The organism is Gilliamella sp. LMG 34362 (assembly GCF_984569125.1).
In genome coordinates this window covers 2,592,580-2,613,209 of sequence record NZ_OZ474902.1, presented here as the reverse complement: position 1 = coordinate 2,613,209, position 20,630 = coordinate 2,592,580, and the positions used below count along the sequence as shown (strand labels likewise).

The 20,630-nt window shown below is 33.8% G+C and carries 20 protein-coding genes; 13 read left to right on the top strand and 7 right to left on the bottom strand.

Annotated elements, in window-relative coordinates; translation table 11 throughout:
• Positions 1-31 precede the first annotated feature (31 nt).
• On the bottom strand, positions 32-1,111 hold the full coding sequence (aroB, locus tag AC5LWZ_RS11935) for a 3-dehydroquinate synthase (protein WP_110447030.1): 1,080 nt from the start codon (positions 1,109-1,111) through the stop codon (positions 32-34).
• Between the two features lie 113 nt (positions 1,112-1,224).
• Between aroB and AC5LWZ_RS11930 the strand changes: the two genes are divergently transcribed.
• Positions 1,225-2,832 carry an NAD+ synthase gene (locus AC5LWZ_RS11930; RefSeq protein ID WP_366940001.1) on the top strand — a complete coding sequence of 536 codons (1,608 nt, stop codon included), beginning with the start codon at positions 1,225-1,227 and terminating at the stop codon, positions 2,830-2,832.
• A gap of 23 nt (positions 2,833-2,855) precedes the next feature.
• Positions 2,856-3,194: a nitrogen regulatory protein P-II gene (gene glnB / locus AC5LWZ_RS11925; RefSeq protein ID WP_065577823.1), complete on the top strand. Its 339-nt coding sequence runs from the start codon at positions 2,856-2,858 to the stop codon at positions 3,192-3,194.
• Here the strand turns inward: glnB and AC5LWZ_RS11920 are convergent.
• Positions 3,187-3,828, bottom strand: coding sequence for a hypothetical protein (locus AC5LWZ_RS11920; protein WP_198201627.1), 642 nt, complete (start codon positions 3,826-3,828; stop codon positions 3,187-3,189). The genes glnB and AC5LWZ_RS11920 overlap by 8 nt on opposite strands.
• Positions 3,829-4,165: 337 nt before the next feature.
• On the opposite strand from AC5LWZ_RS11920, the gene AC5LWZ_RS11915 reads away from it, so the two are divergent.
• Positions 4,166-4,783 (top strand): TfoX/Sxy family DNA transformation protein, encoded by a 618-nt coding sequence (locus AC5LWZ_RS11915; RefSeq protein ID WP_198201626.1) that lies wholly within the window; start codon positions 4,166-4,168, stop codon positions 4,781-4,783.
• Between the two features lie 98 nt (positions 4,784-4,881).
• Here the strand turns inward: AC5LWZ_RS11915 and rhlB are convergent, their stop codons facing one another.
• Positions 4,882-6,108 carry an ATP-dependent RNA helicase RhlB gene (gene rhlB / locus AC5LWZ_RS11910; RefSeq protein ID WP_294913184.1) on the bottom strand — a complete coding sequence of 409 codons (1,227 nt, stop codon included), beginning with the start codon at positions 6,106-6,108 and terminating at the stop codon, positions 4,882-4,884.
• A gap of 153 nt (positions 6,109-6,261) precedes the next feature.
• Between rhlB and trxA the strand changes: the two genes are divergently transcribed.
• The 5 genes from trxA to nrdG all read left to right on the top strand — a co-directional run bounded on the left by trxA (position 6,262) and on the right by nrdG (position 12,758).
• Positions 6,262-6,588 (top strand): thioredoxin TrxA, encoded by a 327-nt coding sequence (gene trxA, locus AC5LWZ_RS11905; protein WP_493463772.1) that lies wholly within the window; start codon positions 6,262-6,264, stop codon positions 6,586-6,588.
• A 325-nt stretch (positions 6,589-6,913) separates the two neighbouring features.
• A complete protein-coding gene (gene rho / locus AC5LWZ_RS11900) occupies positions 6,914-8,176 on the top strand; it encodes a transcription termination factor Rho (protein WP_065577819.1) in 1,263 nt (420 codons plus the stop codon).
• Positions 8,177-8,349: 173 nt separating this feature from the next.
• Positions 8,350-9,765 (top strand): NADP-dependent phosphogluconate dehydrogenase, encoded by a 1,416-nt coding sequence (gene gnd / locus AC5LWZ_RS11895; RefSeq protein WP_493463771.1) that lies wholly within the window; start codon positions 8,350-8,352, stop codon positions 9,763-9,765.
• Positions 9,766-10,140: 375 nt separating this feature from the next.
• Positions 10,141-12,276, top strand: a complete 2,136-nt coding sequence (gene nrdD / locus AC5LWZ_RS11890; RefSeq protein WP_493463770.1) for an anaerobic ribonucleoside-triphosphate reductase — start codon at positions 10,141-10,143, stop codon at positions 12,274-12,276.
• Positions 12,277-12,293: 17 nt separating this feature from the next.
• Positions 12,294-12,758, top strand: coding sequence for an anaerobic ribonucleoside-triphosphate reductase-activating protein (nrdG, locus tag AC5LWZ_RS11885; protein ID WP_086359305.1), 465 nt, complete (start codon positions 12,294-12,296; stop codon positions 12,756-12,758).
• A gap of 2 nt (positions 12,759-12,760) precedes the next feature.
• On the opposite strand, the gene can is transcribed toward nrdG, so the two are convergent.
• From can to AC5LWZ_RS11865, 4 genes are all read right to left on the bottom strand, one after another.
• The gene (can, locus tag AC5LWZ_RS11880) at positions 12,761-13,420 is read right to left on the bottom strand and encodes a carbonate dehydratase (RefSeq protein ID WP_086321232.1); all 660 of its coding nucleotides are present in this window, start codon (positions 13,418-13,420) and stop codon (positions 12,761-12,763) included.
• Positions 13,421-13,476: 56 nt separating this feature from the next.
• On the bottom strand, positions 13,477-14,535 hold the full coding sequence (locus AC5LWZ_RS11875) for an FAD-binding protein (protein WP_110447038.1): 1,059 nt from the start codon (positions 14,533-14,535) through the stop codon (positions 13,477-13,479).
• Between the two features lie 154 nt (positions 14,536-14,689).
• On the bottom strand, positions 14,690-15,724 hold the full coding sequence (locus AC5LWZ_RS11870; RefSeq protein ID WP_294913188.1) for a CobW family GTP-binding protein: 1,035 nt from the start codon (positions 15,722-15,724) through the stop codon (positions 14,690-14,692).
• A 17-nt stretch (positions 15,725-15,741) separates the two neighbouring features.
• Positions 15,742-15,939, bottom strand: coding sequence for a YbdD/YjiX family protein (locus AC5LWZ_RS11865; RefSeq protein ID WP_034883017.1), 198 nt, complete (start codon positions 15,937-15,939; stop codon positions 15,742-15,744).
• Positions 15,940-16,244: 305 nt separating this feature from the next.
• Between AC5LWZ_RS11865 and murA the strand changes: the two genes are divergently transcribed.
• The 5 genes from murA to AC5LWZ_RS11840 all read left to right on the top strand — a co-directional run bounded on the left by murA (position 16,245) and on the right by AC5LWZ_RS11840 (position 20,511).
• Entirely contained in the window at positions 16,245-17,498 is a 1,254-nt protein-coding gene (gene murA, locus AC5LWZ_RS11860) for a UDP-N-acetylglucosamine 1-carboxyvinyltransferase (protein ID WP_198247655.1), read from the top strand.
• 53 nt (positions 17,499-17,551) lie between these two features.
• Positions 17,552-18,127 (top strand): DJ-1 family glyoxalase III, encoded by a 576-nt coding sequence (locus AC5LWZ_RS11855; RefSeq protein WP_110447041.1) that lies wholly within the window; start codon positions 17,552-17,554, stop codon positions 18,125-18,127.
• Positions 18,128-18,138: 11 nt separating this feature from the next.
• Positions 18,139-19,035 carry a cation diffusion facilitator family transporter gene (locus tag AC5LWZ_RS11850; protein ID WP_086364378.1) on the top strand — a complete coding sequence of 299 codons (897 nt, stop codon included), beginning with the start codon at positions 18,139-18,141 and terminating at the stop codon, positions 19,033-19,035.
• A gap of 93 nt (positions 19,036-19,128) precedes the next feature.
• The gene (pfkA, locus tag AC5LWZ_RS11845) at positions 19,129-20,091 is read left to right on the top strand and encodes a 6-phosphofructokinase (RefSeq protein ID WP_110447042.1); all 963 of its coding nucleotides are present in this window, start codon (positions 19,129-19,131) and stop codon (positions 20,089-20,091) included.
• Between the two features lie 168 nt (positions 20,092-20,259).
• Positions 20,260-20,511, top strand: coding sequence for a GNAT family N-acetyltransferase (locus AC5LWZ_RS11840; RefSeq protein ID WP_110447043.1), 252 nt, complete (start codon positions 20,260-20,262; stop codon positions 20,509-20,511).
• Positions 20,512-20,630 lie beyond the last annotated feature (119 nt).

Genomic DNA, 20,630 nt, shown 5'->3' with positions numbered 1-20,630 from the left:
GAATATGGCAGGTTATGTAAAAAAGAAGAATTTAAATAGATGAGATTGCTTCTAATATCAATTGTTTATCTACAACATCAATGACTTCAACTGCACCTATTTTAGTTGGTAAGACCAATCTAATTTGTCCTGACAGAACTTTTTTATCTCGTAGCATATGTGGAATATAGGATTCAATTGTCATTTGTTCCGGTCTTTTAACTGGTAGTTTAGCTTTAATTAATAAATTTTTTATTCGTTGAATATCTTTATCTGTTAACTTACCAAGTAATTTAGCTGTTTGTGCCGCCATTAACATACCAACACTAACTGCTTCACCATGTAACCAATTACCATAGCCGAGTTCCGCTTCAATAGCGTGACCATAAGTATGACCAAGATTCAAAATAGCGCGCATGTCTTGTTCTGTTTCATCGGCAGCAACGACTTGTGCTTTTAGTTTACAGCAGTGATAAATACAATAACTCAAGGCATCTACATCTAAATTAAGTAGATCATCGATATGTGTTTCTAACCAATTAAAAAACTCAGAATCCATAATGATGCCATATTTAATTACTTCGGCCAAACCGGCTGAAAGCTCTCGTGGTGGCAGAGTTTTAAGACAATTAATATCAATGACAACAGCTTGTGGTTGATAAAATGCACCAATCATATTTTTACCAAGAGGATGATTAATAGCTGTTTTTCCTCCAACGGATGAATCTACTTGTGATAATAATGTTGTTGGTACTTGTATAAATTTAATTCCTCGTTGATAAGCTGAAGCAGCAAAACCAGCGACATCACCAATAACACCTCCACCTAACGCTATAAGGATGCTATTTCGAGTATGATTGTTGGCAAGTAGAGCGGTTAGAATTTGATTCCATGTTTCCATGGTTTTATATTGTTCACCATCAGGGACTATAACAAAATCTGTTTTTATCCCATGAGCTTCAAACATATCTATCAAATGCTGTAGATAAAGCGGAGCAATTGTGTCATTTGTGGCAATAAGTACTCGCTGGCCGCTGTGTAGTTTGAAATGTTCGAATTGACTAAGTAAGTTTTCGCCAATAGTAATAGGGTAACTGCGATTTTCTAATGCTACATTTAGGATCTTTTGCATAATTATTTCCCAACAAGTTTATGCCAATTTAATATTGCATGTTAACGATAAAAAAGTGGCAGCGCAACTTAGAATCATTTAAACTTACTGCCAATTTTTATCTGTAATGTTGAATTTATATGTCCTTATCTTTCGTATTAGCACAAAAAAATTGGCGTGTAGGTGATATTGAAGGTAATACTCAGCAAATCATTGAATTGATGCAACGCCATTCATCTCATGATCTTATTATTTTCTCTGAACTTGCAATTTGTGGTTATCCTCCAGAAGATCTAATTTATCGTGATGACTTTAAAAATCGTTGCCAACAAGCGCTATCGGCCATCAAACAAGCTAGTCGACAATGTGGAGTAATTGTTGGTCATCCTCATTGGCAAAATGGTTTGGTTTATAACTCATTGTCACTATTTTTCGATGGACAACAATTAGCGTGTTATCACAAACAGCAATTACCTAATTATGATGTATTTGATGAAAAACGCTATTTTGCTGCTGGTGAGCAAACTTGTGTGGTTGATTTTAAAGGTAAAAAAGTTGGCTTATTAATCTGTGAAGATCTTTGGCAATGTGAACCGATTGATCGAATTGCAGCAAACAGTGCCGACTTGGTTATTTCGATTAATGCTTCACCGTATGCTTATGAAAAACCGCAGTATCGTCAAGAACTTATTAAACAACATGCAGTAAGAACCGGATTACCAATTGTGTATGTGAATCAAATTGGTGGTCAAGATGAGCTTGTTTTTGATGGTAGTTCATTTGTCTGTAACGAGAAGGGTGATATCGTCCATCGATTAAATTCGTTTGAAGAGCAAATTTCTATTTTTCTGCTCAATGATAATTATAAACCAATACCTAGCCTTAAAGACGATCCATTAGCGGCTGTTTATGATGCGTTAGTACTTGCAACGCGTGATTATATTACTAAAAATGGTTTCCAAGGTGCGGTATTAGGGTTATCAGGTGGTATTGATTCAGCGTTAACTTTAGCTATTGCGGTTGATGCGTTGGGTAAAGATAAAGTACAGGCTGTTATGATGCCATTTCGTTATACGGCTGATATTAGTATCGCTGATGCAAAGGAAGAGGCGGAAATATTGGGGGTTGAATTTGATATTATTTCAATTGAACCGATGTTTGATGCCTTTATGACCTCTTTAACACCGATGTTTTTAGGTACAGCAAAAGATACTACCGAAGAAAACTTACAAGCACGTTGTCGGGGTGTTATTTTAATGGCTTTGTCAAATAAACGTCGTAGGCTAGTATTAACAACAGGTAATAAAAGTGAAATGTCTGTCGGATATGCAACACTTTATGGTGATATGGCTGGTGGTTTTGATGTACTTAAAGATGTACCTAAAACTATGGTATTTGCATTGTCTAAATATCGAAATAGTCGCTCTTATGTTATTCCAGAACGTGTGATTACTCGCCCGCCATCAGCTGAGCTTGCTCCAGATCAAAAAGATGAAGATAGCTTACCACCTTATGATATTTTAGATGGAATATTAAAGGGTTATGTTGAACAGGATTTTTCGATTGAACAACTAGTTGCACAAGGTTATGATGAAGAGACAATAAGACGTGTTATTAGATTAGTTGATATTAATGAATATAAAAGACGACAATCAGCAGTAGGTCCAAAAATTACTGCTCGTAACTTTGGTAAAGGCAGACGCTATCCAATTACTTCTGCTTTTGGATTTAAGAATTGGTAATCTCGAATTAAGGGTAAAGAGATATGAAAAAAATTGAGGCAATCATCAAACCTTTTAAATTAGATGATATTCGAGAAGCACTCGCTGATCAAGGTATTACAGGTATGACAGTGACTGAAGTGAAAGGTTTTGGCCGTCAAAAAGGACATACTGAACTTTATCGTGGTGCAGAATATATGGTTGATTTTTTACCTAAAGTAAAAATAGAACTTGTTGTACCTGATGATATTTTAGAAACCTGTATTGAAACTATCATGAAAACAGCGCAAACAGGTAAAATTGGTGATGGTAAAATATTCGTTTATAACGTAGAACAGGTGATTCGTATTCGTACTGGCGAGATGGATGAATCGGCTATTTAATAACTTTATTTGCATAAATATCAGGGCGTTCTTGCTTAAGTAGATTATTAGTAACAACGCCTTGAATTGAACAAATCAAAAGATGCATATTCTCACCTTTTTCAATTAATAATAATTTTTCAGTTGTATTTGGTGCGGGAATTGTTTTTACACCAACAACAGAGCCGGTATTTTTATGCCAAACTTGAATATCATCATTAATACTTCGAATTTTTGGATTAGCGATATAGAGTAGGTTATCTTCCATATTTTTCCATTCTAAAAAATCTAAGCTATCGCGGATTTGGTTGATATCATTTTCAATAATGAAACCCCAAAAATAATATTTCCCCATTTTTTTTAAATCCATAGCACTATCATAGTAACCAATAAGCTTAAGATTTTTATATGCGATAGGGCTTTGAAAATAGATGAAGTTTTTTGTCGGATCACTACGGTTTTCAACCGGAATATAGGCTTGGTTCTGATTAAAAGTTTCAACGTTAGTGTGATTTTTTAGCTCATCTTTGTAATCATATACATGTTTAAAAAAATCAGGATTACAAGATGTTAATGCTTCTATCAGAGCTAATTTGTCGGCTGATGCGGTTGATGCAAGAAACAAAAACAGTAATATAAAAACGTTTTTAAACATGTTGATTCATCTTGACAAAAATATCTACCATTAAATTAACTATTATTGATTGTATAATTATTACAACATAATAACAATGTAAAAACAGCTTTTCTTTTTTAAAGAAATATTAAGAGATGCTGCAAATTTAAACGATTAAAAAAGTCATAATTTTTTAGAACAAAAAAATATAATTAATCAAGTATAAATATTATTAATGTTCATTTATGGAAGGCAGATCCCATATTTATCAATTTATATCAAATAATCATTTAAATATCAAAGAAATTGCTATAGTTTAACATAAAAACACTCCCACTAAAATTACTTAAACGAGTAAGTTAAAAAGGAACTTATTATGCGTAGAAAATTAGCGGAAAAAATAAAACAAGAGTTTTCTGGTTTTAAAGACGTTTCGATAAGATCGTTTTTTGGCGGATTTAGTCTTAATAGTGAGTCAACTATGTTTGGGTGGGTTGATCAAAAAAATTTTTATTTAAGAGCTCATCCTAATTATCGATCTCTTTTTATTGATCTAGGGATGAAGCCTCTTAATTTAGTTTTTGATGGTTCAAATAAATTACTTGATTATTATAAAGTTGGTGACGATCTGTTGACAGATCGTAAGAAGTTACATGATATTGTGAAAATAGTTATTGAGTATGCTAAACAAGATCAAAACGAAAAATTAGCAAAAACACAAAATCGTTTAAAAGCATTACCGAATATGACGGTATCCTTAGAAAAACTAATGATAAGTGTTGATATTACTGATATTCAGAGCTTTAAAAGAATAGGTTATTTGGAAACTTATTACCGAATTAAGCATAAGAATCCGAAACTTTCACTTAATATTTTATTTGGGTTATATGGCGCATTATCTGGCCAACATATGGCATTATTATCTCAAGAATTAAAAAAAGAAATAAAATTAGCTTATCAGGAGTTTTTGCAAACTAAGCAACATATTGATTAGTTGTCTGTTTATCTTATAAGTTCAATACCATCATTAAAGTTATTAACTTAATGATGGTAATGAGTTAACTCTTATTTAAGCAGATAGCAGCTACCTTGTTATGATGGCTTTCTACGAGTTGTTCTTTTGAAAGGTCTTGGTGTCGGTAGATCTGTAAGTAATGCTTGAGGATCATATTGACTAACCGGAATAGCGTGATCAATTGCTTTTTCAATAGCTGGTAGGTTTTGAGAGTAACGCTCACAAGCTAATGAAATTGAATAACCTTCAGCTCCAGCACGGCCAGTACGACCAATTCGATGTCGATAATCATCACAATCATCAGGCAGATCATAATTAAAAACGTGAGTTACATTTGGAATATGTAAACCTCGTGCAGCAACATCCGTTGCAACTAATATATCAAGATCACCTTGAGTGAATTTATCAAGAATAGATAAACGTTTTTTTTGTGCTATATCACCCGTCAATAAGCCGACACGATGACCGTCAGCCACTAAATGGCGCCAAATTTTCTCACAAGCAACTTTAGTATTTGCAAATACAATACAGCGATCTGGCCATTCTTCTTCAATTAACGTTTGTAGTAAAGCTAATTTATCCTCATTTGATGGGAAAAATAGTTCTTCTTTAATTCTATGACCAATTTTTTGTTCAGGTTCAACTTCAATATATTGTGGTTCATTCATATATTCAAAAGCAAGCTCACGAACATTATGAGTTAAAGTTGCAGAAAATAACATAGTGAGGCGTTTTTTAGGTGATGTCATATGTTTAAATATCCAACGAATATCACGGATAAAACCTAAATCAAACATACGATCTGCTTCATCAAGAACGGCAACCTGAATTGCCTCTAAGTTAATATAATCTTGTTTTGCATAATCAATTAGTCGACCAGTGGTAGCAATTAATATATCAACACCAGCAGACAACATTTTTAATTGTTTATCATAACCATCACCTCCATAAGCTAAACCTAATTTGAGGCCAGTTTGTTCTGAAAGCGTTTGTGCATCATGATAAATTTGTACCACTAATTCACGTGTTGGTGCAATAATGATAGCTCGTGGCTGATTCGGCTTATGATCGGCTAATGGATCATTATTCAATAAATGATTAAATGTTGAAGCCAAAAACGCAATCGTTTTACCCGTACCAGTTTGTCCTTGTCCTGCAATGTCAATTCCTTTTGAGGTTAATGGTAATGTTTGTTCTTGAATTGGGGTACAGTAAACGAAACCTTTTTTCTCCAATGCTTTTATAACTAATGGATGCAGGGGAAATTGATTGAAAGTTGTTTTTGTAAGATATGATTGAATCATTATTGTTTAAAGTATAATTATCAGAATTCGGCAATTGTAACATACTAAATATAACAACTTAACTAATAATTATATCCTATTATAATAATTACTAGCAGTAGATATGAAAATATCCTAATATAATTTCAGATAAATTCCTTAGGAGATAATTAAATGAGTCATAGCATTATTTCACTTTCTGAAGCTACATTTGATAATACAATTAACGAATCAACAAAACCTGTATTAGTTGATTTTTGGGCTGAATGGTGTGGACCTTGTAAAATGGTTGCCCCTATTTTAGAGGAAATCGCTCAAGAGTATGGTGATAAAATTATTATTGCTAAATTAAACGTAGAACAAAATCCAAATATAGCGCCAAAATTTGGTATTCGTGGTATTCCAACATTATTAATTTTTAAAAATGGTGAAGTAGTAGCTACTCAAGTGGGTGCATTATCAAAAGCACAACTTAAAGCATTTATCGATCCACAACTTTAATTTGTTCAATAAATATAAATAATAAGCGTTTATAATGGCGCTTATTATTTTTATTTCCATAAAATATAATTAAAAATATAGACAGCCTTATAATTTTAGTGTAAATTGCTAAAATTCTTACAGAAACCCCTTTCAGCAATTCATTGTTTTTCTTGATAAAGTGGTGAAATTCAATATCCAATCGCGTAATTATCATCAAAAGCTAAGTAATAATTAATTTTATACATTGCTAGAAAGAGAAATTTTTAGAAGTAAATGAAAGAAATATACAACAAAAGCAGTAATTGCAAACATATCAATTTTATCCTCAAGAATTTTTAAAAATATGAATTTAACTGAATTAAAAAACACATCTGTTGCCGAGCTTGTAGCGCTTGGTGAGAAAAAAATGGGGCTTGAAAATCTTGCTCGTCTTAGAAAACAAGATATTATCTTTGCAATCTTAAAACAGCATGCTAAAAGTGGTGAAGATATTTTTGGCGACGGTGTTCTAGAGATTTTGCAAGATGGTTTTGGCTTTTTGCGTTCTGCTGATAGTTCTTATTTAGCAGGGCCTGATGATATATATGTTTCACCAAGTCAAATTAGGCGCTTTAATTTAAGAACTGGCGATACTATAGCCGGTAAAATTAGACCGCCAAAAGAAGGCGAGCGTTATTTTGCTTTATTAAAAGTAAATGAAGTTAACCACGATAAACCTGAAGATGCTCGCAATAAGATCCTTTTTGAAAACTTAACTCCTCTACATCCAAATTCTCGCTTACGTATGGAACGTGGCAATGGCTCAACCGAAGATATTACTGCAAGAGTACTTGATTTAGCCTCTCCAATCGGTAAAGGTCAACGTGGTTTGATTGTTGCGCCACCTAAAGCGGGTAAAACCATGTTACTACAAAACATTGCTCAAAGTTTAGCGGTTAATCACCCTGAGTGTGAATTAGTCGTATTGATGATCGATGAGCGACCAGAAGAAGTGACTGAAATGCAACGCCTAGTTAAAGGTGAGGTCGTGGCTTCAACGTTTGATGAACCAGCGGCAAGACATGTTCAAGTTGCCGAAATGGTAATAGAACGTGCAAAACGTTTGGTTGAGCACAAAAAAGATGTCATTATTTTATTAGACTCAATTACTCGTTTAGCGCGTGCATACAATACTGTTATTCCATCATCAGGCAAAGTATTAACTGGTGGTGTTGATGCTAATGCCTTACATCGTCCTAAGCGCTTTTTCGGTGCTGCACGTAATGTGGAAGAAGGTGGTAGTTTAACCATTATAGCGACGGCTCTAATTGATACAGGTTCTAAAATGGATGAAGTTATTTACGAAGAATTTAAAGGTACTGGTAATATGGAAGTACATTTATCGCGTAAAATTGCTGAACGCCGTGTATTTCCTGCTATTGACTTTAATCGCTCAGGTACTCGTAAAGAAGATTTAATGACTTCTCCAGACGAATTACAAAAAATGTGGATTTTACGTAAAATTCTCAATCCAATGGGCGAAATTGACGCAATGGAGTTCTTAATCGATAAACTTGCCATGACTAAAACCAATGATGAGTTTTTTGAAATGATGAAACGCTCATAATTTGCTTTGTTTAAAGTAATTTCATTAAAGTTATGAAAAAAAGCCGTATTAAGTATTGATACGGCTTTTTTTATGGCAGAATGTAATCTAATTATGACTAAATAATTGTGTTAACGTAGTAATATCAAACCTTATAAGGTTATAAAGATTAAATCAAGTAAAGGAGCCAAATTATGTCTAAACAACAAATCGGTGTCATCGGAATGGCCGTTATGGGGCGAAACCTAGCACTGAATATTGAAAGTCGTGGATTTTCAGTATCAATCTACAATCGCTCTAGAGACAAAACAGAAGAGGTTATAGCAGAACATTCTGATAAACGATTGGTTCCTTATTATAGTATTGAAGATTTTGTTAATTCTTTAGAAAAACCTCGCCGTATCTTAATTATGGTGCAAGCAGGTAAAGGCACCGATGCTGTCATTGATGAACTCAGACCCTTGTTAGATAAAGGTGATATTATTATTGATGGTGGTAATGCTTATTTTGAGGATACAATTCGTCGTAATAAAATGTTATCTGATGAAGGCTTTAATTTTATCGGAACAGGTGTTTCAGGTGGTGAAGAAGGCGCACTAAAAGGGCCATCAATTATGCCTGGCGGTCAAAAAGAAGCTTATGAACTTGTTGCACCAATTTTAGAAAAAATTGCAGCAAAAGCAAATGGGGAACCTTGTGTAGCTTATATAGGTCCTGATGGAGCCGGACATTATGTTAAAATGGCTCACAACGGTATTGAATATGGTGATATGCAACTAATCGCTGAAAGCTATAGTGTGTTAAAACATGTAGGTGGATTAACTAATGATGAACTTTCTGACGTTTTTTCTGATTGGAATAAAGGCGAGTTAGATAGTTATTTAACCGAAATTACCGCAGATATCTTTAAATATAAAGATGAAAATGGCGATTATTTGGTTGATAAGATTCTGGATGCGGCAGGCAATAAAGGTACTGGCAAATGGACAAGCCAAAGCGCATTAGATTTAGGTGAACCATTATCTTTAATTACTGAATCAGTATTTGCACGTTATATTTCAGCGATTAAAGATCAACGTGTTGCAGCATCAAAAGTACTAAAAGGGCCTAGTAAAGAGGAATTTAGAGGGGATAAGCAAGCGTTAATTGAAAAAGTTCGTAAAGCGCTTTATATGGGAAAAATTATCTCTTACGCACAAGGGTTTGCTCAATTAAAGGCTGCATCAGAACATTATAACTGGCAACTAAATTATGGCGAAATTGCTAAGATTTTTAGAGCAGGTTGTATTATTCGCGCACAATTTTTACAAAAAATTACTGATGCTTATAGTGAAAATAATAATATTGATAACTTACTTTTAGCGCCATATTTTTCTAAAACCGTTGAAGCCTATCAACAATCATTGCGTGATGTAATCTGTTTAGCTGTTTCGCAAGGTATTGCTGTTCCTACACTGTCAGCTGCAATCGCATATTATGACAGTTATCGTTCAGCAGTATTGCCCGCTAATTTGATTCAAGCCCAACGAGATTATTTTGGTGCGCACACTTATAAACGAATCGATAAAGAGGGTGTGTTCCATACTGATTGGTTAAATATTGAATCTTAATTTTGATAAATATCTATACTTTTTCTTATATAAGAGTGCAAAATTAATTTGCACTCTAACAAAATTTATTCACCTTTTATATCCTATTTATCCAAATTTTTTTAATGCTATTCACCGGAAGACTTGTGATTATTGGCGTTTGCTTTGTCAAGTAAATTATTTTTTTAAAAAACTAGAAAAACACAATATATGGCGTATAATTCAAACATATTTACTACATATAGTGTTTTCTAAAGCGATGTGAAAATCCGAGTTTATATCCAAAAGCCTCATATTTTAATAAAAAATCAATAGTTTTGAATAAGTACATTAACTATTAAGGTCGATAAAAACTCATGCTAAGCGCTAACTATTAATGAATATTGAGGAGTATATATGCCCGTAGTAATCAAACGTGATGGTTGTCAGACTGCATTTAATGAGACTCGTATTAAGGATGCTATTATAAGAGCAGCTGTTGCGGCTAATGTTAATGATCCAGATTATTGTGCAGCGGTGGCTCGCGTAGTGACTAATCAAATGATGGATCGTGAAAGTGTGGATATTAATGAAATTCAAAATGTTGTTGAAAATCAACTAATGTCAGGCCCTTATAAAAAATTAGCGAGAACCTATATTGAATATCGACATGATCGTGATCGTGCTCGTGAAGAGCGTAGCCGTTTAAATCAAGATATTCGTGGGCTAATAGAACAAAGTAATGTCGCTATTTTGAATGAAAATGCGAATAAAGATAGTAAAGTTATTCCCACTCAACGTGATTTATTAGCAGGTATTGTTGCTCGACATTATGCGAAACAATATTTATTACCAAAGGATATTTCGCGCGCGCATGATTGTGGTGAAATACATTATCATGACCTTGATTATGCCCCATTTTTCCCAATGTTTAACTGTATGCTAATTGATTTAGATGGCATGTTAACTAATGGTTTTAAAATGGGTAATGCTGAAATTGAACCGCCAAAATCTATTGCAACAGCAACAGCAGTAACAGCTCAAATTATTGCGCAAGTTGCTAGTCATATTTATGGTGGCACCACCATTAATCGTATTGATGAAATTTTAGCAAAATTTGTCACTATTAGTTATCAAAAACATAAGCAAGTTGCTGAAGAATGGAATATCCCAAATCCAGAGGCTTATGCAGAAAGTCGTACCCAAAAAGAGTGTTATGATGCATTTCAATCTCTAGAATATGAAGTAAATACTTTACATACTGCTAATGGACAAACTCCATTTGTTACATTTGGGTTTGGTTTAGGAACAAGTTGGGAATCACGGTTAATTCAAGAATCAATTTTAAAAGTGCGTATAAAAGGGTTAGGTAAAAATCATAAAACTGCGGTATTCCCTAAATTAGTGTTTGCCATTAAAGATGGTATTAATCACAAACAAGGTGATGCTAATTATGATATTAAACAGTTAGCGTTAGAGTGTGCAAGTAAACGTATGTATCCAGATATTTTAAACTACGATAAAGTTGTTGAAGTAACTGGATCATTTAAAACGCCAATGGGATGTCGTAGCTTTTTAGGTGTTTATGAAGAAGATGGTCAACAAATTCATGATGGACGGAATAATTTAGGTGTCATTAGCCTTAACTTACCTCGTATTGCCATTGAAGCTAAAGGTGATGAAACTCGTTTCTGGGAAATTTTAGACAAACGTTTAACACTTTGTAAAAAGGCATTGATGACTCGTATTGCTCGTCTCGATGGTGTCAAAGCTCGTGTTGCTCCTATTTTATATATGGAAGGTGCTTGTGGTGTTCGCTTAAAAGAAGATGACAATGTTTCTGAAATCTTTAAAAATAGCCGTGCATCAATTTCTTTAGGTTATATTGGTCTGCATGAAACTTTAAATGCACTTTATGGTAACCAAACTCATCCATTCGATAGTGAAACCTTACGTAATAAAGGTGTAGCAATCGTTGAACATTTAGCTAAAGCGGTTGAGCAATGGAAAAAAGAGACTGGTTATGGATTTAGTTTATATAGTACACCGAGTGAAAACTTATGCGATCGATTCTGTCGTTTAGATACTTCTGAATTTGGTATTATTCCTGGAGTAACAGATAAAGGTTACTATACTAACAGTTTCCACCTTGATGTTGAGAAAAAAGTAAATCCATATGAAAAAATCGAATTTGAAAAACCTTATCCAGCAGTAGCAAGCGGTGGTTTTATTTGTTATGGCGAATATCCTAACATGATTAATAATGTTAAAGCATTAGAAGATGTTTGGGACTACAGCTATACGCGTGTACCTTATTATGGTACCAATACGCCAATTGACGAATGTTATGAATGTGGTTATACCGGTGAATTTTCATGTACTAGCAAAGGTTTTGTTTGTCCTAGCTGTGGTAATCATGATTCAGCTAAAGTTTCTGTTACTCGTCGTGTTTGTGGATATTTAGGCAGTCCCGATGCTCGTCCATTTAATGCAGGTAAACAAGAAGAAGTCAAACGCCGAGTTAAACATTTAGATAATGGGCAAATAGGCTAATAAATTATTTTATCATTATGAATTATCATCGTTATTATCCTGTTGATGTGGTTAATGGTGAAGGGACTCGTTGTGCACTTTTTGTTGCAGGCTGTATACATCAATGTCCTGGCTGTTATAACAAAAGCACATGGGGAATAAACTCTGGTAAGCCATTTACACAATCACTTGAAGATCAAATTATTAAAGATTTACAAGATACTGAAATAAAACGCCAAGGATTATCGCTTTCTGGTGGTGATCCTTTGCACCCACAAAATGTCCCTGCCATTTTAAAACTGGTCAAACGAGTAAAAAATGAGTGTGATAATAAAGATATTTGGTTATGGACAGGCTATAAGCTTGATGAATTAACCGATGCTCAACAAGCTGTAGTTCCCTATATAGATGTTTTGATTGATGGAAAATTTGTGCAAGAACTGGCTGATCCCAAACTATTATGGCGAGGCAGCAGTAATCAAATTATCCATCGATTTAAGTAAAATTATTGTGATTTATGCAAATTTAACAGATAAGAAATTGCTTCTCGATAATTGATTTCAAGGTTTTCACTACTTGATGATGTAATATGTAAGTCAGTAATCTTGCCATTATCAATCCCATAAACCCAACCATGTAAATTAACTTTTTTGCCTCTTTGCCATGCGGATTGAATAACGGTTGAATGTCCTAGATTATAAACTTGTTCAATAACATTAAGCTCACATAAAATATCTAAACGAATATCGGCAGGAAACTCACCGATTAAAGAACTATAACGGAACCATAAGTCGCGAATATGTAGTAACCAATTGTTAATTAGACCTAGATCGGGGTTTTCGACTGCAGCTTTAATTCCACCACAACCTAAGTGTCCACAAATGATAATATCTTCTATCTCAAGTACATCAACGGCATATTGCACGACAGATAAACAGTTAAGATCGGTATGGATAACCAAATTACCAACATTACGGTGAACAAATAATTCTCCGGGTTTTAATTTAATCAATTTTTCAGCGGGCACTCGACTATCAGAACAGCCAATCCATAAAAATTTTGGGTTCTGAGCAACGGCAAGCTGTTTAAAAAAATCAGGATCTTCTTGTTCTATTTTTTCTGACCATTCGTGATTAAAGCGAATAAGATCGCTAACATCAAACATAATGTCTATTCCTTGTTATATTTCATTGTTAGAAACATTTGCTAATTTTGTATTAACTAAATTGTTTTTATATGCTGAATTTTACTTTTCATTATTAACTTTCGCCATATTGGCGTAGTAAGAATTTTTGCTTTAATAATTTTGCTATATAGTTTAAAGCGTAAAGGCATTGTTTTTTGATAATAATGTTTATTAGGTTTTGCTACGCCACTATTTAATATTTTGCTAAGAATTTCAGCGCTATCAAGTGCATAACTGATACCTTCTAGCGAGCTAGCACTAATAAAACCAGCTGCTTCACCAATTAAAAATATATTTTCATTACCAGTATAAAAATCTCGGAATCTATTTGGGTAAACAACAAGACACTTTTCGGTTTTTAAAGGTTCGCCAAAAATAAAACCTTGTTGAGCTAATTTTTCTTTTAATAACTCGAAATGTTGATTGGCTGTCTTTTTAGGGAAGGCTCCACCAAAAATGAAATGTTTATTTTTGGAAATGCTCCACGCATAACAATTTGTGGTTTTATTATCAAAAATACAAGAATAAAAAGGAATTTTATGGTTGTCTGTAAACCATTGTTGGATAGCAACATATTGTCTAATAGAATGATTAGGATAGCGCATACGTCGAACAACTGAATTTGCGCCATCAGCTCCAACTACATATCTAGCGGTAATCTTATGTTCAATTTTATTTTCATCAATATAAGTGACTTGATATCCATCAATGACTCTTCTGATTTCTTTGCATAGCGTATCATGTAACACATTGACACTATTTGGTATAAGCGACTTTAACCATAGGTCGAATTTATGTCGATCAAAACTGACATAACTGCGTTGATAATTACGGATAAGTTTCGTTTGCAGATCGATGGTTTTTACGCTGAAAATTTGCGGATCAGTTAATATATCCAATGGTAAATTTAGCTTTTGTCTTACAAACGCTTTTTGTGCATCATTAGCCAATAAGCCACCACATGGTTTTTGAAAACCTTCATCACCAGCTTGATGTTTTTTATCTAATGCAATGATCTTAAAAGATGGGCTAAGTAACCGAGCGAGCGTGCTACCGGCAGGTCCAAGTCCAATGATGGCAATATCGTAATCCATATTCTTGTGTTATCTGTTTTATTTGGTTGAAAGCTGACCATTTTACCATATTCGATAAAAAGGCGGTTAATAGTAAAATCGAAGATTTAGTCGATTTTACTAAAAAATTTTGAGGAAAGGGGTTTTTTAGTCGATTTTAATTAATTGTGATCAGTTAATTTGCTACCGTCTGTAAAAATTCCTTATTTAATTCATCAAATGGTAAAGTTCGACTAATCACAACTAAGCGAGATATTTTTTCGGAAGCTTGTTGCCATGGAGAACCGTAATCAAAACCGACAATTTTATGGACTCCTTGAACAATGAGCCTTTGGTTATTGTCTTTAATTGCAAGTATCCCTTTATAGCGCAGCATATCATTACCGTATTTATCAACTAGATTTTCCATAAATGAGCCAATCTTTTTAAGATCAAGTTCTCCAGCTTCAAAAAGATAGGAACAGATATCATCATTCCAGGATGAGGTTTGATATGGAATTATTTTAAAATTAGTTTCTAACTGTTTGGACGGATTAACAATAAAAAAACCTTTATTAAGAACTAATTCCTCATCTAAATCAAAAGCATGGATATCTAACCATTGTGATTTTGCAATTTTACCATTAATCGCTTGATAGATAGTTGCTTTACTATTAATTTTCTGAATGCGATTTAGAATTTCAATTTGTTGTTGTTCGGTGATGCAGTCGGTTTTAGATAAAATAATACGATCGGCAAAACCAATTTGAGAAACAGCAACTCGATGTTCATTTAAATGTTGCAAAATATGTTGAGAATCAACAATCGTAATAATTGCATCAAGTCTAATTGTTTCTCTAATTAGCTCATCAATAAAAAAAGTTTGAATAATAGGTGCCGGGTCGGCAAGCCCTGTGGTTTCGATAATAAGTCTATCAAATTGCAATTTTCCAGCTTGTCTTTCTGCGTGCAATTGATGGAGAGCTTTGGTCAGTTCACCTTGTACAGTGCAACAAATGCAACCATTGGTCATTTCAACAATTTGAATATCCTGATTCGGTGTAAGTAAGTTGCTATCAAGATTTACTGGACCAAATTCATTTTCAATAATCATTATTTTTTCATTGTGATTATTTTCAAGCAGGTAATTGATGAGTGTTGTTTTTCCTGAACCGAGAAATCCAGTTAATAAGGTGACTGGTAATAAGGAAGTACTAATATCTTGTGTCATAAACTATTCCTTTCTATTTAACAACACTTAAAGCCACCTTTGCCGCTATAACGAGCATCTTGTCGTTCTTTAAAAAACTCTTCATAAGTCATAGGAGTTTGTTCTGGATGAGTTAGTTTCATATGTTGTACATACGTATCGTAATCGGGAATTCCAACCATTAGTTTGGCGGCTTGACCTAAATATTTTCCAGCTTTAGCGATTGAGTCAAACATATTTATCTCTTTTTATTAAATAAAGCAGTTAAGATTATTTTATTTTTTAATTAATTGATCTTTTCAAAAATATCAATCTCACTATAAATGCCGATGTGAAGTGAGTCAATCTCCGATTAACAATAATTTTAATCTAATTTATTAAATAAAATTTAGGATAAATAAAAGAGATATATCAAATAATTGAAATCGTGTTGAGTTGCTTTAGTAAAGATAAATTAGTGATTATATTTTGGTAAAATTCATTTATCTATTGATAAATAACTTCTATAATAACGGCCATTTAAAATGAATAAGAGTTAACAATGGAAAAGTTTCACGTTACTGGCCCTACTTCTTTAAATGGGGAAGTTGTCATTTCTGGCGCTAAAAATGCTGCGCTACCTATTTTATTTGCTGCAATTTTGGCTGAAAAGCCAGTTGAGTTGCAAAATGTTCCCAAATTAAAAGATATCGATACAACACTCGAATTGCTTGCGCAATTAGGCGTGAAATACCAACGTAACGGTTCTATTCATCTTGATGCTGGCGAAATTGACAATTATTGTGCACCTTATGAACTTGTCAAAACCATGCGTGCATCAATTTGGGCTTTAGGTCCACTGGTTGCTCGATTTGGACAAGGGCAAGTTTCATTACCGGGTGGATGTGCTATAGGTGCAAGACCTGTAGATTTGCATATTACTGGTTTACAACAGTTAGGTGCGACAATCACTTTAGATGAAGGATATGTTAAAGCAACAGTTAATGGTCGTTTAAAAGGTGCTCACATTGTTATGGATAAGGTGAGTGTTGGGGCGACAGTAACAATTATGTGTGCAGCAACCTTAGCTGAAGGTAAAACTATAATAGAAAATGCAGCTTGTGAGCCTGAAATTGTTGATACCGCAAAATTCTTAAATATGCTGGGCGCTAAAATTACCGGTGTTGGTACTATGCGTATTGAAATTGAAGGTGTTACTAGTCTTGGTGGTGGCGTACACGAGGTTGTTTCTGATCGTATTGAAACAGGAACATTTTTGGTTGCAGCTGCTATTTCAAGAGGTAAAATAACTTGTCGTAAAACTGATCCAAATTTATTAGATGCTGTGCTATCAAAATTGAAGGAGGCTGGTGCTAATATTGAAACAGGTGAAGATTGGATTTGTTTAGATATGCAAGGCAAACGAGCAAAAGCTGTAAATATTCATACTGCACCACATCCGGGGTTCCCAACGGATATGCAAGCCCAGTTTTCATTATTAAATATGGTGGCAGAAGGAACTGGAATTATCAAAGAAACGATTTTTGAAAATCGCTTTATGCATGTGCCAGAGCTTATTCGTATGGGGGCACATGGTGAAATCGAAGGTAATACGTTAATTACTCATGGTGTTGAAAAACTTAGTGGTACTCAAGTTATGGCGACTGATTTGCGAGCTTCAGCAAGTTTAGTTTTAGCTGGATGTATCGCTGAAGGTTCGACCGTTGTTGATCGTATTTACCATATTGATCGTGGATATGATAATATTGAAGAGAAGCTTAGAAAATTGGGCGCTAATATCGAACGAGTAAAATAGTTTTAATTTTTGACGCTGTTTAAACACAGCTATTAGATAAAAAGGAGTGTAACATGACAAAGCAAGCATTAGTATTTTTATCAAATGGCTGTGAGGAAACCGAAGCAGTCACAACTATTGACCTATTAACTCGAGCCGGAATAAATGTCACTTACGCTAGCATCACCGAAGATAGACAAATTGAATGTTCTCGTGGAGTAACTATCTTAGCCCAAAAGGTATTTTCAGAAGTTAATAATCTTGATTTTGATGTGATTATTTTACCTGGTGGATTAAAAGGAGCGGAAAACTTTCGCGACTCCCAACAATTAATTGAAAAATTAAAACAAGCACATCAAGCTGGCAATATAATTGCTGCTATTTGTGCATCTCCGGCAATGGTTCTGCAACATCATAATTTATTTCCAGATGCATATATGACCGGTTATCCAGAAACGAGAGATGCTTTTAAACATTGGAAATCGGATAGAGTTTATTTTGATGCACAAAATAGAGTCATTACCAGTCAAGGTCCTGCAACGTCTATTGATTTTGCATTGAAAATTATTGAAATTCTATTAGATAAAAAGGCTGCAGCTCAAGTTGCTGCACAGCTAGTTCTACCACAAGGAATCGCATCCTACCAATAAATAGGTAACAAATGTCAAAATCACATTTGTACGAAAAGTTAATTAAAAGGGCTACATTAAGTGCCGTTTTAATTTCTGTTTTCCTAATTATTATAAAATTACTTACGTGCTGGTTTACTGGCTCGATGAGTTTATTTGCCTCTCTTTTAGATTCGAGTATTGATTTATTGGCATCTGGACTTAACTTTTTCTTAGTTCGTTATGCATTAAAACCGGCTGATGATGATCATACTTTTGGTCACGGAAAAGCCGAATCGTTGGCTGCATTAGCACAAAGCACCTTTATTATTGGTTCTGCAACTATTTTATTACTTTCAAGTATTAAATCTATTATTCATCCAGAAGCAATAGCTTCACCTTTATTAGGTATTGCTGTCTCTGTGATTTCAGTTATTGTGACAGGGGTATTAGTTTTATACCAAAAACATGTAATAAAACAGACTAAAAGCAAAGCAATTGAAGCTGATATGTTGCACTATTCTTCTGATATGTTTATGAATATTGCGGTTATTGTGGCTCTCTTTTTAAGTTGGTATGGTATTACTTATGCTGATGCCTGTTTTGCCTTTTTTATTGCGCTATATATTTTTTATAATGCTTATCAAATAGCTTATAGTGCAATTCAAGACTTATTAGATAAAGCCTTACCAGAAAGTGATAACCAAAAAATTAGTGAAATTGTTACTTCATACTCAAATGTACATGGTTTTCATGATCTGAAAACTCGACAAGCTGGGCCATTAAAATTTATACAATTGCATCTTGAATTAGACGATGATATGCCTTTAATCAAAGCGCATGCTGTCGCTGATGCAGTTGAAAAACATATTGCTCAAGAATTTGCGCCTGCAACAGTGATTATTCATCAAGATCCTGTTTCTGTTGTCCCCTTAGAAATGAATAAGTAGATAAACTAATCAAAATAGCCTCTAAACTTTTATTGTTAGTTAATTATTATGACCTTATAATAGCCGAAGGTTTATATATTGGAGTTATTTTGTATGATAAAAAAAATAGGTATTTTAACCAGTGGTGGTGATGCGCCAGGGATGAATGCAGCTATTCGAGGTGTTGTGAGAACCGCATTAACTGAAGGATTAGATGTTTTTGGCATTTATGATGGTTATTTAGGTCTGTGTGAAGATCGAATCGTTCAGTTAGATCGTTCTAGCGTTTCCGATATTATCACTCGTGGCGGTACATTCTTAGGATCAGCTAGATTTCCTGAATTTAAAGACCAAGAAGTTAGAAAAAAAGCGATCGCTAATTTAAAGAAACATCAAATCGATGCATTAGTTGTAATTGGCGGTGATGGTTCTTATATGGGGGCCATGCGTTTAACTGAAGAAGGTTTTCCATGTATTGGTTTACCTGGCACCATTGATAACGATATTCGTGGAACTGACTATACTATTGGTTATTTTACTGCTTTAGGCACCGCTGTAGAATCTATCGATAGATTAAGAGATACTTGTTCTTCACATCATAGAATTTCTGTGATTGAAATCATGGGCCGTGATTGCGGAGATTTGACACTAAATGCGGCAGTTGCTGGTGGTTGTGAGTTTATGATTATCCCTGAGGTTTCTTATACTAAAGAAGACTTAATTGAAGAGATAAAATTAGGTTTTGCTAAAGGTAAAAAACATGCGATAGTTACTGTGACTGAAAATATGTGTGATGTAAACCAATTGGCAAAGGATATTGAAGCTGCTGTTCATCATGAAACTCGAGCAACGATTTTGGGACATGTACAACGTGGTGGTTCACCAGTACCTTATGACCGAATTTTAGGTTCGCGCATGGGGGCTTATGCTGTTGAATTACTTATTAATGGTCATGCTGGACGTTGTGTAGGCATCCAAAATGGTAAATTAGTGCATCATGATATTATCGATGCGATTAATAATATGAAAAGACCATTTGATATGGATCTTTATAATACTGCAAAACGTTTATTCTAAAAATTGCTCTATTAATAATCAAATAAGATGTGGATAATTGATAAGATTAAGGTTTTAAATAGATATATCAATTATCCACCCTATTGATCTTATAAAGATTTTTTATTAATAAATTTCTATAATTTTCTAGTCATGGTTCATTAATTTCGATAAAAATTTGAGGTTTTTATGACATTACAATATAAGCAAGAAGATGACCGTTTTTATGTTTGTAATGATAATAATCAAGAAATAGCTGAAATGACATTTACTCGAATTGGTGATGATAAGGCAACGATTAATCATACATATACTGATCCTGCTTATCGAGGGCATGGTATTGCAGACAAGTTACTTGAACTTGTCGTTAAAAAATTACAGCAAGAAAAGCGTGAAATTATACCTTTATGTTCGTTTGCTAAAAATAAATTAAATAATTAATTAAAATCAGTTTTATATATAGATCTTTTGTAATTCTCTCCAGCTTTTGTCAAGAAATATTTTATTGTTTTTCTATAATAATCCTAGTTTTTATTAGCAGATTTTATGCTAATGTATGC